The organism is Streptomyces sp. NBC_00075, assembly GCF_045041225.1.
In the GTDB taxonomy this organism is placed as follows: domain Bacteria; phylum Actinomycetota; class Actinomycetes; order Streptomycetales; family Streptomycetaceae; genus Streptomyces; species Streptomyces adonidis.
Genome location: NZ_CP108243.1, coordinates 8,578,630 through 8,593,741, shown reverse-complemented (window position 1 = coordinate 8,593,741; position 15,112 = coordinate 8,578,630). Strand labels below are relative to the sequence as shown.

The following is a 15,112-nucleotide window of genomic DNA, read 5'->3' as shown; positions in this document are numbered from 1 at the left end:
CCTACCCATTCACCGCTCTCACCCACGCACCGCCCTCACCCAGATCCCGTCCTCCGTCAGATACCGGTCGACTCTCAACCCCGCTTCCCCCAGAGCCTCTTCGAACTGTTCCTGGGTCAACGGCCTGGCCAGGAAGGTCTGTGTCCATACGGCGTCCGGGAACTCGTACTCCGCGCGCACCGAGTTGATGCCATCCCCGACCGGATCCGACGACACCATCCGCAAGGTGAACCCGCTCGGATCGACCCGCTCACGCGGCAGGTTCGTGTGGTAGTCCGCGCCCTCGCGCTGGATCAGCACATGGCCGCCCTCCGCGACATGGCGGACGCAGGTGCGGAGCAGCCCCCGCCGTACCTCGGCGTCCCCGGCGTGCACGAGGAACGACGCCAGCATGACCACGTCGAACGTCTCGCCCAGGTCCAACTCCTCGATCGGGGCGCATATCGTGCGCGCTCCCCGGACGCGCTCCAGCATCTCGGCCGACTCGTCCACCGCCGTGACCGTGAAACCGCGCTCCAGGAGCGGGTGCGTCATGCGTCCGACGCCGCTGCCCAGCTCCAGGATGTGCGCGCCCGCGGGCACCGCCGCGGCGATGATGTCCGGCTCGCCCCCGATCGACAGCCGAGAGTAGAGCTCGACCGCGCAGCCGTCCGGAGTGATCGCGCCGGGGCCCGTGCCTTCGTATCCTTCTCGCATTTCTGTCTTCATGCCCGCACAACGGCCCACGTCCGTACGGCCGTTCCCGCTCCCCGACTGTTCACTCGTTCGAGTCACATCGTCGGCAGCGGGAACCATCCGTGCCCGATGTACCAGTGGCCGCCCGCCCGCAGATGGTCCCCGACGGCCCGCTCCACGGTGGTCCGACGGGGCAGGTCTGCCACCGGCAGGTCGGGATTCCCGAACACGAACTGGACGGGTTCGGTGTCGGCCGGCTCGCCCGCCTCCCCCGCGATCCGGAAGCGTTCCTGGAAGCGGACGATGTTGGAGTCCGCTCCCAGATACCGCTTCAGCTGTGGATCCAGCAGCCAGGAGTGGCAGACCCCGGCCGTGTACCGCTCCCCCGGAAAGTGCCGTGCGAAGAAGTCCAGGGCCAGTGCCAGGGATTGGTCGCAGGCGGCCGGGGACAGCGGCCCGTGGAAGTCGGGGATGTGCACGCTGAGACACATCGCGTCGGCGTCAGCGGCGAGACCGGCGCCGGCGAGCAGCTCCGCCGTCCGCTCCCCCACCCGCGCCCGCTGGAACTGCAACCGCCCCAGCTGGAACAGCTCCCCGTGGAAGTGGAGCGAGATCCACCACGGCGCCTGCATGCCGCCCCGGCCGTACCTCCTGCGGTACACGGCCATGTTCCGCCCGAGGTCGGCGAGCGTACGGCGGGACACTTCGGGCGGCACCCCGAGCGCGTGGTGGTGGGCACGTACGTACGGAAGCGCCGCGAGGAACACGTACACGGAGAAGTACCGCTCCAGGGCCCCCGGCTCCCCACTCGCCCGCCCGTCCGCCCCTTTGTCCGACTGCCCGCCGAGCTGGCCAGCGATCCGCTCGCCGGGCCAGGGCGCCGCCCCGCCGATCTCCCCCATGTCCCGCACCAGCCCTTCGACACACTCCTCCAGGAGCCGCATCGCGCCGGAGTCGTGGGTCAACGGGCGTCTCAGTGCGATCAGTTCGTTGATGTCCTCATGGGGTACGGCCAGGTCGAGCAGGGTCTCGGGAAGGTCGTCGGCGTCCGGCAGCACGGTGTGGTTCCCCCGGTCGTTTTCGGCGGCCGGCGGCTCGTCCGACGGCCCTTGGTGAACGTCCGGACCGAAGAGTACGTTGCAGGAAGGAACGGTGTGGTCCTGATGCGTACAGGCAGTGAGCCGATGACAGCGCGCAGTGCTCTGCGGGCGCGTCTCTGGCTGAGTGTGTGGGGGCTGGTCTGGGCGATCGTGGGAACGGTCGCGTTCGTGCTCGCCGGGCGCCCCGGGTGGGCGGCTGCCTGCGGTGTCCTGTGGCTGGTGGTCACGGTCGACCTGGCCATGATCCTCCGGCACATCCGCCAGGGCCCGCACTACCAGCCGGGCCCCGACATCCCGCCGTACCGGCCGCCGGAACAGCGCGGCCCGTGACCCCACACCCGCGCGCGGACCCTCAGGACGGCGAGTCGTCGAAGCGTGCCGCTTCCAGATAGCGCGGGTTCGGATCGAGCGCCGCCGCCAGCCGGAAGTGGCGCTTGGCCTGCTCCGGGCGGCGCTGGCGCTCGTAGGTGCGGGCGAGCGCGTAGTGCGCGAACGCGTTGTCCGGCTCGCGCTCCAGGACGATCGTGAACTCCAGCTCGGCGGGGCGCAGTTGGGCGGCGGCGAAGAACGCACGCGCGCGCAGCAGCCGGGCGGCCGTGTTCTCGGGGTGGGCGGCGATCACGGGGTCGAGCAGTTTGACCGCGCCACGGGGATCACGCGCGGCGAGCAGTCGCTCTGCCGCGCGGAAGTCGATGACATGCGTCTCCGGAGTTCGTCCGGTCCATCCGCTGGTCTCGGGCACGGCTGAGTCCTTCCCTCACTACGGCGGTTCAACGCCCGGACACGGCAACGCTATTCCTGGGACGCCCGGGCTCTGCGTACGAGATCGGCCCATACGTCCGTTACACGCCGTTCCAGCTCTGCCAGGGGTACGTCGTTGTCGATGACGACGTCCGCGATCTCCAGGCGCTTCTCGCGGGTGGCCTGGGCGGCCATCCGCGCGCGTGCGTCGTGTTCCGTCATGCCGCGCAGCCGGATCAGCCGGTCGAGCTGGGTCTCGGGGCTCGCGTCGACGACGATCACCAGGTCGTACAGCGACTTGAGGCCGTTCTCGGCGAGCAGCGGTACGTCGTGGATCACGACGTCGTCCCCGGCCGCGGCGGCTTCCAGGGCGCGGGAGCGGGCCCCCACCAAGGGGTGCACGATCGAGTTCAGCAGGGCGAGCTTCTCGGGGTCGGCGAAGACGATCGAGCCCAACTTGGGCCGGTCCAGGCCGCCGTCCTCGGCGAGCACCTCCGTACCGAAGGCGTCGACGACCGCCGCGAGGCCCTCGGTTCCCGGCGCGACGACCTCGCGCGCGATGCGGTCCGCGTCGATCAGGACGGCGCCCCGCGCGACGAGCAGCCGCGACACCTCGCTCTTGCCGGCCCCGATGCCGCCGGTCAGGCCCACTGTCAGCATGCCGGGAAGCTTAGGGCCTGCCACTGACAGCGTCGTCGACAGGGCGCCGAGCGGACTCGGCTCCTGAGGATCGGCCCTCGGGGCTCAGCCCTCGCCCTCCCGCTCCGCGAGGAAGCGCTCGAACTCCAGCCCGATCTCGTCGGCGGACGGAATGTCGACCGGCTCGGCGAGCATGTTGCCCCTGCTCTCGGCGCCCGCGGCTGCGTCGTACTGGTGCTCGAGACCCTGGACGAGGGCCACAAGATCCTCGTCGCCCTCCTGGATCTGGCGGTCGATCTCCGTCTGGGTGCGGTGGGCGTCCGTGCGCAGCGTGTGCGCGATGCCGGGCAGGACCAGTCCGGTGGCCGCCGTGATGGCCTCCAGGACGGTCAGGGCGGCGTCCGGGTACGGGGAGCGGGCGATGTAGTGCGGGACGTGCGCGGCGACGCCCAGGACGTCGTGGCCGGCCTCCATGAGGCGGTACTCGACGAGCGACTCGGCGCTGCCGGGGACCTGCGCCTCCTCGAAGGGGCTGCGATGGCCCGGCACCAGCTCGTTGCGGTTGCCGTGCGGGGTGAGGCCCACGGGGCGGGTGTGCGGGACGCCCATGGGGATGCCGTGGAAGTTCACGGACAGCCGGACACCGAGGCGCTCGACGATCTGCTGGACGGCCGCGGCGAAGCGCTCCCACTCGACGTCCGGCTCGGGTCCGGAGAGCAGCAGGAAGGGCGCCCCGGTGGCGTCCTGGACGAGCCGCACATCGAGCGTGGGCACCTCGTAGTCGGTCCAGCGGTCGCGCTTGAACGTCAGCAACGGGCGGCGCGCGCGGTAGTCGACGAGCCGATCGTGGTCGAAGCGGGCCACCACCTGGTGGGGCAGTGTGTCGAGCAGCCGGTCGACGATCTGGTCGCCGGTCTCGCCCGCGTCGATGTATCCGTCGAAGTGGTAGAGCATGACAAGACCGGCCGACTCCTGTGCCAACGCCATGTCGACGACAGCCAGGCCCTTCGGCTCCCATGCGTACAAACCCTGCGGATCAAGCACAGTGACCGCTCCTCCTTGTGTTCGTACTGCACAACGTGGCACGGGGCGCGGGCATTCCCGCCCGCACCCCGCTCACAGGTACGACTTACCCCTCCGCGACACGCGCGCGGTGCGTCAGGAGGACAGCACGCGCGCGTGGAGCGCGGTCACGGCCCTGCGTGCGGACGTGAACGCGCCGTGCTGCCAGGCGTCGGTGTAGCTGAGCCAGTCACCGGCGAAGTACACGCGCCCGGTGGGCTCGTTGAGCGGCTTGTAGCGGGCGTCGTCGGGCCCACCGGGGGTGGAGTGCCAGGCGGCCTCCAGATGGGGCGTCTGACGCCAGTGGTGGGAGAAGGAGGACGCCAGTTCGGTGCGGTACTTGTCGCCGTAGATCTTCACGCCGACGGCCACGGCCCGCTTCTCGCGTTCCTTGGGCGTGAGCCGCGCGTACGAGTCCGCGTTGGCGCTGTAGTTGTAGTAGCCGATGACGATGCCTCGCTCCCCGTGGAAGCCGTACGACGGGTGCCAGATGTGTGCGACGTCCTGGTCGGTCTCGGTGATGCCGCCGTAGATCCGGTGGTCCAGTTCCCACCAGCGGGACCGGTACTCCAGGCCGATCTTGGCGGCGGACGACGGGGTGATCGCCTCCAGGGCGGACTGCACTCCGGAGCCGAGGTTGTGCGGAATCTTCGCGAGGATGTTCGGCGGCAGGGCGCCGATGCAGTAGTCGGCGTTGACCACCCTCCTACGGCTGCCCTGGGTGTAGGTGACGGAAACACCGCTCCCGGTGTCGGTGATGTCCGAGACGACCGCTCCGGTACGGACACGGTGGGCGCCGATCGCCCTGGTGAGCGCCTTGGGAATCTGGTCCATGCCACCCACCGGCTGGAACATCAGCATGGCCTGGTCGAAGCCGAACTCGAAGGAGAAGTAGCGCCCGACCCCGCTGGCGAACACCTCGGAGGCGGTCGGAACGTCGCCCAGCAGCACACCGGGGGTGCCCGCCGCACCCGGCACGGTGGTGTATCCGCGGCGCTCGCCGCCCTCGTACTTCAGGGTGTCGCCGAGTTCCCCGTAGTCCTTGAGGAACTCCACCAGCCGCTCCCGGTCGGCGGCCGTCAACTCCTCGTCGAGGGCGCCCTTGTCGGTGGCCTTGGCGAGCAACTCCGAGACGTAGCCGTACACATCGGCCTTGGCGGTGCGGTAGCGCACCGGCGCGGTCATGCCGGCGGACTCGTTGTAGAGGTAGGCGTCCGCGTTGACGTTGGTGAACACCTCCACGGGGACGCCGAGTTCACGGCAGTAGTCGAGGGTGACCATCCACTGCGGGAGACGTGCGGGCCCGGCGTTCATGTAGTGGCCGTCGGCGAACCGGGCCGTCTGCCGGTGGCCGTACAGGTCGGTGGTCGAGTCACCGCCCCGCACGGTGAAGTTGCGCCCACCGGTACGGTCCCTGGCCTCCAGGACCGTACAGTCGTAGCCGGCCTTGCCCAGTTCGTACGCCGCGGCCAGCCCCGCGATACCACCGCCCACGATGACGACCTTGGCGGCGGCGCGTCCGGTGAGAGCGAAGTCACCGGGCCTGAGCGCCTGAAAGGACCGCTCACGCTGGGCGGCCTGCGCGGTGGGCGCGAGGCCGAGTGCCCCCATGGTGGCGAACATCGCCCCCGCGCCCCCGCTGAGACCCACATTGCGCAAAAACGCTCGGCGACTACCACCAGAACCGTTCTGAAGCTGCGTCATGTCTTCGGCTCCCCTTTTCCCGACCACGAATGACCGAGGAAGCCTCCCAACGAGCCGTTACGACCCGTCAGTTACTCGTGTATCCCACAAGTTTCTGCAAAAACGGCAACGACAACCCCCTAGGGGCGCGGGGAACTGCGCGACAAGCCGCAACGGCTCCGCACCCGAACGACAACCCCCAGCCCCAAAACGACTGAGGGGCCGCACCTCGAAAGGTACGGCCCCTCAGCTACCGACTAAGCCTCAGCTTCAGAGGCGAGCGTCAGCTCTGACCACCAGCCAGCTTCTCGCGCAGAGCCGCAAGCGCCTCGTCCGACGCCAGCGCGCCAGACGTGTCGTCCGACTCCGAGGAGTACGAGCCGCCGCCACCGGAGGCCGCCGGAGCCGCACCCGGGGTGGTGACACCCTCGGCCTCGGCCTGGGCGTCCGCCTCGCGGGACTTGATGACCTGAGCCTGGTGCTGCTCGAAGCGCTGCTGCGCCTCGGCGTACTGGTTCTCCCACACCTCGCGCTGAGCCTCGAAGCCCTCGAGCCAGTCGTTGGTCTCGGGGTCGAAGCCCTCGGGGTAGATGTAGTTGCCCTGGTCGTCGTACGACGCGGCCATGCCGTACAGCGTCGGGTCGAACTCGACCGAGGCCGGGTCGGCACCGAAGGACTCGTTGGCCTGCTTCAGCGAGAGGCTGATGCGGCGGCGCTCGAGGTCGATGTCGATGACCTTGACGAAGATCTCGTCGTTGACCTGGACGACCTGCTCCGGGATCTCCACGTGGCGCTCGGCCAGCTCGGAGATGTGGACCAGACCCTCGATGCCCTCGTCCACGCGGACGAACGCACCGAACGGAACGAGCTTCGTGACCTTACCCGGGACGACCTGACCGATCTGGTGGGTCCGGGCGAACTGCTGCCACGGGTCTTCCTGCGTCGCCTTCAGCGACAGGGAGACACGCTCACGGTCCATGTCGACGTCGAGGACCTCGACGGTGACTTCCTGGCCGACCTCGACAACCTCGGAGGGGTGGTCGATGTGCTTCCAGGACAGCTCGGAGACGTGCACGAGACCGTCGACGCCACCGAGGTCCACGAACGCACCGAAGTTGACGATCGAGGAGACCACACCGGAGCGGACCTGACCCTTCTGGAGGGTCGTGAGGAAGGTCTGGCGGACCTCGCTCTGGGTCTGCTCCAGCCAGGCACGGCGGGACAGGACCACGTTGTTGCGGTTCTTGTCCAGCTCGATGATCTTGGCCTCGAGCTCCTTGCCCACGTAGGGCTGGAGGTCGCGGACACGGCGCATCTCGACGAGGGAGGCCGGCAGGAAGCCACGGAGGCCGATGTCGAGGATGAGACCACCCTTGACGACCTCGATGACGGTACCGGTGACGATGCCGTCCTCTTCCTTGATCTTCTCGATGGTGCCCCAGGCGCGCTCGTACTGGGCGCGCTTCTTCGAGAGGATCAGGCGGCCTTCCTTGTCCTCCTTCTGGAGAACAAGGGCTTCGATCTCGTCGCCGACCTTGACGACCTCGTTCGGGTCGACGTCGTGCTTGATCGAGAGCTCGCGGCTCGGGATGACACCTTCGGTCTTGTAACCGATGTCGAGCAGGACCTCGTCCCGGTCGACCTTCACGATGACGCCGTCGACGATGTCGCCGTCGTTGAAGTACTTGATCGTCTCGTCGATCGCGGCGAGGAAGGCTTCCTCGTTACCGATGTCGTTGACCGCAACCTGCGGAGTCGTTGCGGTGGTCTCGGTGCTGCTCGTCATGTGGGAAAGGGCTCCGGTACGGACAGTGAGTCGTAGGTACTGCTTACGCCGGGAGCCCGTTTCGCTCTGCAGAAGGCCGGACAGCCAAGGAAGCGCCACACCAGAACCAGAAGATCCGGTGGCGCCTCGACAACCGAGGGGACATACATACAGATGCGAGCGCAACCTGCTACGTCTGAGGTGCGCAGGCCCGCAGCGCAACTTGTAGCATACGGGGGCAGCCGAGCAGGGTCAATGCGCGAAGGCGCACACCCGGGGCGGATCGTCGCATACCCGGCACAAGACGTGTCCCAGGAGGCCACGCACGCGTGTAGACACCCCATTCGTGACGACCGCCGGAACAGGTCGCACGGAAGACCCGCAGACTAATACGAGGGAGCCGATCATCCAAGAGCCCGAATCGTCCGAGCCCGAGGCCACCCGGCGTGCCGCCGGAGTCACGGAAAGCTCCCGGGCCAACCGGGGCTGGTGGGACCGGAACGCGGACGACTACCAGAACGAGCACGGCACCTTCCTCGGCGACGACCGTTTCGTGTGGTGCCCCGAGGGCCTCGACGAGGTGGAGGCCGAGCTGCTGGGTCCGGCCGAGGACCTCAAGGGCAAGGACGTCCTGGAGATCGGCGCCGGCGCGGCCCAGTGCTCCCGCTGGCTGGCCGCCCAGGGCGCCCGTCCGGTGGCCCTGGACCTCTCCCACCGCCAGCTCCAGCACGCCCTGCGGATCGGCGGCGGCATCCCCCTGGTGGAGGCCGACGCGGGCGCCCTGCCCTTCGCGGACGGCTCCTTCGACCTGGTGTGCTCGGCGTACGGGGCGATGCCCTTCGTCGCCGATCCGGTGCTGGTGCTGCGCGAGGTGCGCCGGGTGCTGCGCCCGCGCGGGCGCTTCGTCTTCTCGGTGACGCACCCACTGCGCTGGGCGTTCCCGGACGAGCCCGGCCCCGAAGGGCTGTCCGTCTCGGGGTCGTACTTCGACCGCACGCCGTACGTCGAGCAGGACGACGACGGCAACGCGGTGTACGTCGAGCACCACAGGACGGTCGGCGACCGCGTCCGGGACGTCGTGGCGGGCGGTTTCCGTCTGATGGACCTGGTCGAGCCGGAGTGGCCGGCCTGGAACACGTCCGAGTGGGGCGGCTGGTCCCCGCTGCGCGGCAACCTCATCCCGGGGACGGCGATATTCGTCTGCGAGCGCGACTGAGAAGGCCGGCTTGAGAACCGGCTTGAGAAAACGCCCTCCACGCACGCGTGGAGGGCGTTTTTCATGGACGTACGACACTGGGGGCGTGATCCGTTACGACGCCCTGGACGTCCTGCCCGTACGCGGTGCCCTGCCCGGCCTGACCGAGGCGCTCGACGCGCACGGCACCGCCGTCCTCGTGGCCCCGCCCGGCACCGGCAAGACGACGCTGGTCCCACTGGCCCTGGCGGGACTGCTGGATGACGGCCGGCCGGTGCGGCGGGTCGTGGTCGCCGAGCCGAGGCGGATCGCCGCGCGGGCGGCGGCCCGGCGGATGGCGTGGCTGCTGGGCGAACAGGTCGGCGCGAGCGTCGGCTACACCGTGCGCGGGGAGCGGGTGATCGGGCGGCACACGCGCGTGGAGGTCGTCACCACCGGTGTGCTGCTGCAACGGCTCCAGCGGGACCAGGAGTTGCCCGGCGTCGACGTGGTCGTGCTCGACGAGTGCCACGAACGGCACCTGGACGCGGACACGACGGCGGCGTTCCTGGTCGACGTACGGGCGGCGCTGCGCCCCGAACTGCGGCTGGTGGCGGCGTCGGCGACGACCGACGCCGAGGGCTGGGCGGAGCTGCTGGGCGGCGCGCCGGTGGTCGAGGCGGCCGGGGTGTCGTATCCGGTGGAGGTGGTGTGGGCTCCGCCGGTACGTCCCGTACGGCCGCCGCACGGGATGCGTGTCGACCCGGCGCTGCTGACGCATGTGGCGTCGACGGTGCGGCGGGCGCTGGCCGAGCGGGCGGGGGACGTGCTGTGTTTCCTGCCCGGCGTCGGCGAGATCGCGCGCGTGGCGGGCCAGTTGCGGGACCTCGGCCCCGTGGAGGTGCTCCAGGTACACGGGCGGGCTCCGGCTGCCGTCCAGGACGCGGTGCTGTCGGGCGGGGCGGGCCGCCGGGTGGTGCTGGCGACGTCCGTGGCGGAGTCGTCGCTGACGGTTCCGGGGGTGCGGGTGGTCGTGGACTCGGGGCTGGCGCGGGAGCCGAGGGTGGACCACGCGCGCGGGCTGAGCGCGCTGACGACGGTCCGGGGCTCGCAGGCCGCCGGGCGGCAGCGGGCGGGGCGGGCCGGCCGTGAGGCGCCGGGGGCGGTGTACCGCTGCTGGGCGGAGGCCGAGGACGCCCGTCTGACGCGTTTTCCGTCGCCGGAGATCAAGGTGGCCGACCTGACGGCGTTCGCCCTCCAGGCGGCCTGCTGGGGCGATCCTGACGCCTCCGGGCTGGCCCTGCTGGACCCACCGCCGAGCGGTGCGATGGCGGCGGCGCGGTCTGTACTGACGGCGATCGGCGCCGTGGACGCCACCGGCCGCGCCACGGACCGGGGCACCCGCATGTCCCGCCTCGGCCTGCACCCCCGGCTGGCCCGCGCCCTCCTGGACGCGGCCCCCGAGGTGGGCGCGGCCCGGGCCGCCGAGGTGGTCGCCCTACTGAGCGAGGAGCCGCCACGCGAATACGGCGACGACCTCACAACGGCCTGGCGCACGGCCCGCCACGCCAACGACGCATACGCGACCCGCTGGCGTACGGAGTCCCGCCGGTTGCGCTCGGCGGCACCGGATGCCGCACGCCACGAACCCGCACCCACTGCCGACGGCGACCGCGCAGGGGCCCGAAGCGGTGACGACACACGCACGGGCAGCCGCCCGCGCCCCGACGGACCCCGCAACCCCGCCCCCACCACCCGAGACGACCGCGCGACCCCGCGCGGCGACTTCGCACACTTGCCCCGCCGCCCCACGGAGGTCGATCACCTGAGCCCGGCCGAACCCGACACCGCACCACACGAACCCGCCCCGACCACCCCCGACGACCGCGCGGCAGCCAGGCGCGGCGACGACGCGGCCCGCCGACACACGGAGGCTCGGCGCCCGGGCCCGGGCGCGCCCGACACCGCACCCCACGAACCCGCACCCGCTGCCGGCGACCGCGCGGCCCGGCACGGCGACGACGCGGCCCGCCGACGCACAGAGGCTCGGCGCCCGCGCCCGGACGCGCCCGACACCGCACCCCACGGGCCCGCCCCCGCCTTCGGGGACGACCGGGCCGTCGGGCTCGTCGTCGCGCTCGCCTTTCCCGAGCGGGTTGGCAGGGCTCAGGGCGGGTCGTATCTGATGGTGTCCGGTACCCGGGCGGAGGTCGGTGAGGGGTCGGCGTTGCGGGGTGCGGCCTGGGTCGCGGTCGCTGTGGCGGATCGGCCGGTCGGTGCCGGGCACGCGCGTGTGCGGCTTGGCGTCGGTATCGACGAGGACACTGCTCGGTCGGCGGCCGGTGCCCTGTATGCCTCGGGCGAGGAGGTCCACTGGGCCGACGGGGACGTCGTCGCGCGGCGGGTCGAGCGGCTCGGGGCGGTGGAGTTGGCGGTGCGTCCGTTGCGGAACCCGGACCCCGCCCTCGTACGCGAGGCCCTTCTTGAGGGGCTGCGGCAGGACGGGCTCGGGTTGTTGCGGTGGTCCGCGGACGCTGAAGTGCTGCGGCAGCGGCTCGCCTTTCTTCGGCTGCATCTGGGTGATCCATGGCCCGACGTTTCCGAGAACGCCCTCCACGCGCGCGTGGACGAATGGCTGGAGCCCGAGTTGGGCCGGGCTCGGCGGCGGGCCGATCTGGGGCGGATCGAGGCCGGGCAGGCCCTCAATCGGTTGTTGCCGTGGGCTTCCGGGGAGGCCGGGCGGCTCGACGGGCTGGCGCCCGAGCGGTTGGCCGTGCCGAGCGGGTCCAGGATCCGGGTCGACTACTCCGATCCCGAACGGCCCGTGCTCGCCGTGAAGTTGCAGGAGATGTTCGGGCTGCGGGAGTCGCCCGTCGTGGCCGGGGTGCCGGTTGTCGTTCATCTGCTGTCGCCCGCCGGGCGGCCCGCGGCCGTCACCGCCGACCTCGCCTCCTTCTGGAAGGACGGCTACAAGGGGGTGCGTGCGGAGTTGCGCGGGCGGTATCCGAAGCATCCGTGGCCGGAGGACCCGGCGACCGCCGAGCCGACCCGGCACACGAACGCGCGGCTCAGGCGGTGACCGGCTCGGGGGCGGAGGTCTTCGTGGGGGCGGGGTCGGCCGGCCTGCGGCCGCGTGCCTCCAGGTAGAGGGCGAGGGCCAGCAGGAGTACGCCCAGGGAGAGGAAGCCCCAGGGCAGGTACGACGTCATCAGCAGGACCAGTACGCGCTGGGACTTGACCAGGTCGACCGTCGACCTGATGTAGTCCTCGCGCATCTTCACGTGCCCGGCGAAGGCCGTCACCTTTTCGCGTCCCCCCAGGAGGCTGCCTCCGCGCAGTTCCTCCTGGTGGATCTCCTCGCCGTAGACGGGCGCCCCGGTGACCGGTTCCACCCAGAACTTGCGGACCGTGGTGTACCAGCGGGTCGTGCCGGTCGCGGCGACGTCCTCGGGCGTGATGCCCTTGACCGGCATGGACTTGGGGAAGGGGACCTTCGTCCAGGGGATGGTCTGTTCGAAGTAGTAGACAGACACGCCGCGGAAGTCCTGCGTCCCCTTGTAGTGGATGGGGGCCGTCACGCGCGCCTGTGCGTCGAAGTACTCGTAGTCCCGCTTCTCCACCAGGAAGGGCCACTTGAACTCGATGCCCTCCCGTTTCACCGGGTCGCCGTCGACCATCTCGCCGGTGGCATGGACCGGTTCCTGGGTGTGCGCGTCGAAGATGTAGCGCTCGGGGATCTTCGAGACCATCTTCCCGTCGGGACCCTGGACATAGGAGAGGCCGTCCCAGACGACCACGTCCCGGCCCGCCGTCCTCTCGATCGCTTCCGAGGCCTCGACGTTGCCCTTGAGGGTCTGCACGATGGTGACCTTGGAGACCTTCTTGGCCGTGAACGAGTTGTAGTCGAGCAGGGTCGCGTCCTTCGCCTCCAGCACCATGTCCTGGTACTGGTTCGCCGGGACCTTGGCGAGGCGCGGGAAGGCGTACCAGCGCAGCAGCGGGGACAGCGCCGCGAAGAACACGGCGAGGGCGAGCAGGACCAGGCCGGACTTGCGGCGCATCTCGGCCTCCCTCCCGGAGAGGTACGGCGGCTACGGGTGTGACGGAACCGTGGTCAGCATCGGCTTCGGGGACGTCGTGCCCGTCGGTGTGCCGATGGCGGTGATCGTGAGGACGAGCGCGAACGCGGCGGCGAGACCGGCCGCGGCGGCGATCAGAGCGCGCATACGGGGCCTCCCCGGTCGGCGACGACGAGCTGATGGTGCGTCAGGTCGCGGGCACCGTAGCAACGGGCGGCCGAGATGAGAACAACTCGCACACACGAAAGCGGCACCCCTCGCCATGAACGGGGTGCCGCAGTCGTACGTATGAACGCGTAGAAACCTTTACGCGCTCGGGGAGGCGGAGGCCGACGGGCTTGCCGACTCCGTCGGGGTCGCCGATTCCGTGGGGGTGGGTGCCGCCGTCACGGTCAGTTCGACCGTCAGGGTGGCGCCGCCGGTGGTGGTGATGCGGAGCAGGAAGGTGCCCGCGGTGTCGTCCGCGTACAGCTTCGGCAGTTTGAGCAGGCCGTTCGCGTCCGTTTCGAGGCCCGTGAGGGTGCGGACCGTGTTGCCGTCCGCGTCCTTGAAGTAGGGGCCCTTGTCGTTCACGGTCGCATCGGACGCCGAGGTGATCAGGGTGGCGGTGGCCGCGACGCCGTCCGCGACGGCGCCGTCGTACGTCGCCTTCACCTCGACCTGGTCGGCGAACTCGCCGCCCGCCACGCAGGTGAGCGCGGTGGTGCCGGTGCGGGCGAGGGTGTCGGCGGCGCGGGCGGTGACGGTGGCCGAGTAGTCGAGGGCGCCGACCGTACGGCCGACGACGACCGCGCGGACCGTGAAGTCGCCTGTCTTCTCGCCCGCCTCGAGCGCGGGCGCGACCGCGACTCCCACGCTGTTGGTGACGACCGTGGCGACGCTCTCGCCGCCGGTGAAGGTGGTGTCGGTGTCGCCGACGATCGTGAAGCGGATCCTGACCTTGCCGACGGCCTTGCCGGCCGAGGTCTCCGCGCGCGTGCTGATCTTCTTGGTGAACGTGTCGCCCGCCATGGCGGTGAGCTTGGCGGTACCCGCGTCCTCCAGGTGGTGCACCGTGTCGGTGGGCGTGGGCACGGGGGTCGGGCTCGGCACGGTGGGCTTGTCCGGCTTCGGCGGGGCCGGGGTGCTCGTCCCCGGCGTGCTCGGGCCGGTGCTCGGCGTCGTCGTGCTCGGCGACGGCGTGGAACTCGACCCGGAGTTGCCGTCGCTGCGGTTGACGGGCACCGTGCCCGTGCCGTCCGGGACCTCGTGGGTGCCCTTGCGGTAGTACTCCAGCCACGACAGCACGAGGTTCAGATAGTCCGTCGAGTTGTTGTAGCTGAGGATCGCGCGGTTCAGGTCGGCCTGCGTCGACAGGTCCCAGCCGTACCGGCACAGGTAGTGGCCGGCGGCGAGGGCCGCGTCGTAGATGTTGTTGGGGTCCGCCTTGCCGTCGGCGTTGCCGTCGCGGCCCGCCCACGCCCAGGTGGACGGGATGAACTGCATGGGCCCGACGGCGCTGTCGTAGCTGCTGTTGCCGTCGTACTCGCCGTTGTCGGTGTCCCGGATGAGCGCGAAGCCGTTGCCGTCGAGCTGCGGGCCGAGGATCGGGCTGGTCGTGGTGCCGTTCGCGTCGACCTGGCCGCCGCGGGCCTGGCCCGACTCGACCTTGCCGATGGCCGCGAGGAGCTGCCAGGGCAGGTTGCACTGGGGCTTGGCCGTGCCCAGCGCCGCCTCGGCCTTCTTGTAGGCGTCGAGGACGGTCGCGGGGATGCCGGCCTCGGCCTCGCCGCGCGACACCGGCGTACCGATGGTCGACGACTGCGACGGGCTCGGACTGGGGTTCGGGCTGTTCAGGGGCGGAAGGTCCGTGTAGTACGGCGAGTTGCCGGTCGCGCTCGCGCTGTCGTCGGCCGTCGCGTCGGGCGTGGGCTGGGAGTCACTGGCGGTCCGTCTGCCCTGGTCGTCGACCACCACCCCCGGAGCCTGGGACGCGGACAGAGCCGCGACCGCGAGCGCGGCCACAGCGGTGGTCGCCGCTCCCTTGCGGAGCCTCCTGCCGATGTACGCCGCCATACAGAGAACCCCTCCCGTGGGCGACAAGTCGCCCTGTTCCGCCTATTTTTGCCCGGTTCCGATCGATCCGGACCAGTCCCGAGCAGTCTCGGTCAGCCTTGCAATCCGGCCATTTCGCCCGATTTCGCGCCTTGTTCGC

The 15,112-nt window shown here is 70.6% G+C and carries 13 protein-coding genes; 3 read left to right on the top strand and 10 right to left on the bottom strand.

Annotated elements, in window-relative coordinates; all coding sequences use genetic code 11:
* Positions 1–18 precede the first annotated feature (18 nt).
* Positions 19–696, bottom strand: a complete 678-nt coding sequence (locus tag OG787_RS37645) for a class I SAM-dependent methyltransferase (protein ID WP_405538241.1) — start codon at positions 694–696, stop codon at positions 19–21.
* 74 nt (positions 697–770) lie between these two features.
* Positions 771–1,733: an acyltransferase domain-containing protein gene (locus tag OG787_RS37640; protein ID WP_405538240.1), complete on the bottom strand. Its 963-nt coding sequence runs from the start codon at positions 1,731–1,733 to the stop codon at positions 771–773.
* Positions 1,734–1,838: 105 nt separating this feature from the next.
* Between OG787_RS37640 and OG787_RS37635 the strand changes: the two genes are divergently transcribed.
* On the top strand, positions 1,839–2,105 hold the full coding sequence (locus tag OG787_RS37635; RefSeq protein WP_369033647.1) for a DUF6343 family protein: 267 nt from the start codon (positions 1,839–1,841) through the stop codon (positions 2,103–2,105).
* A gap of 22 nt (positions 2,106–2,127) precedes the next feature.
* On the opposite strand, the gene OG787_RS37630 is transcribed toward OG787_RS37635, so the two are convergent.
* The 5 genes from OG787_RS37630 to rpsA form a co-directional block, all read right to left on the bottom strand.
* Positions 2,128–2,517: a tetratricopeptide repeat protein gene (locus OG787_RS37630; protein ID WP_369033646.1), complete on the bottom strand. Its 390-nt coding sequence runs from the start codon at positions 2,515–2,517 to the stop codon at positions 2,128–2,130.
* 50 nt (positions 2,518–2,567) lie between these two features.
* On the bottom strand, positions 2,568–3,176 hold the full coding sequence (gene coaE, locus OG787_RS37625) for a dephospho-CoA kinase (RefSeq protein WP_369033645.1): 609 nt from the start codon (positions 3,174–3,176) through the stop codon (positions 2,568–2,570).
* Between the two features lie 84 nt (positions 3,177–3,260).
* Positions 3,261–4,199, bottom strand: a complete 939-nt coding sequence (locus OG787_RS37620) for a PAC2 family protein (protein WP_369033644.1) — start codon at positions 4,197–4,199, stop codon at positions 3,261–3,263.
* 114 nt (positions 4,200–4,313) lie between these two features.
* Complete coding sequence (locus OG787_RS37615) at positions 4,314–5,921, bottom strand: flavin monoamine oxidase family protein (RefSeq protein ID WP_405538238.1); 1,608 nt, start codon at positions 5,919–5,921, stop codon at positions 4,314–4,316.
* Between the two features lie 262 nt (positions 5,922–6,183).
* Positions 6,184–7,686 (bottom strand): 30S ribosomal protein S1, encoded by a 1,503-nt coding sequence (rpsA, locus tag OG787_RS37610; protein ID WP_369033642.1) that lies wholly within the window; start codon positions 7,684–7,686, stop codon positions 6,184–6,186.
* Between the two features lie 325 nt (positions 7,687–8,011).
* Here rpsA and OG787_RS37605 point away from each other — a divergent pair, with 325 nt between their 5' ends.
* Together OG787_RS37605 and OG787_RS37600 are read left to right on the top strand one after the other, a co-directional pair.
* Positions 8,012–8,881, top strand: a complete 870-nt coding sequence (locus OG787_RS37605; protein ID WP_369033641.1) for a class I SAM-dependent methyltransferase — start codon at positions 8,012–8,014, stop codon at positions 8,879–8,881.
* Positions 8,882–8,966: 85 nt separating this feature from the next.
* Positions 8,967–11,918: an ATP-dependent helicase C-terminal domain-containing protein gene (locus tag OG787_RS37600; RefSeq protein WP_405538236.1), complete on the top strand. Its 2,952-nt coding sequence runs from the start codon at positions 8,967–8,969 to the stop codon at positions 11,916–11,918.
* Here OG787_RS37600 and OG787_RS37595 read toward each other — a convergent pair.
* From OG787_RS37595 to OG787_RS37585, 3 genes are all read right to left on the bottom strand, one after another.
* Positions 11,908–12,900 (bottom strand): DUF3068 domain-containing protein, encoded by a 993-nt coding sequence (locus OG787_RS37595; protein WP_369033639.1) that lies wholly within the window; start codon positions 12,898–12,900, stop codon positions 11,908–11,910. The two genes, OG787_RS37600 and OG787_RS37595, sit on opposite strands and share 11 nt — an antisense overlap.
* Positions 12,901–12,930: 30 nt before the next feature.
* A complete protein-coding gene (locus tag OG787_RS37590; RefSeq protein WP_369033638.1) occupies positions 12,931–13,065 on the bottom strand; it encodes an SPW_0924 family protein in 135 nt (44 codons plus the stop codon).
* Between the two features lie 159 nt (positions 13,066–13,224).
* A complete protein-coding gene (locus tag OG787_RS37585; protein ID WP_405538235.1) occupies positions 13,225–14,973 on the bottom strand; it encodes a lytic transglycosylase domain-containing protein in 1,749 nt (582 codons plus the stop codon).
* Between the last annotated feature and the right edge of the window lie 139 nt (positions 14,974–15,112).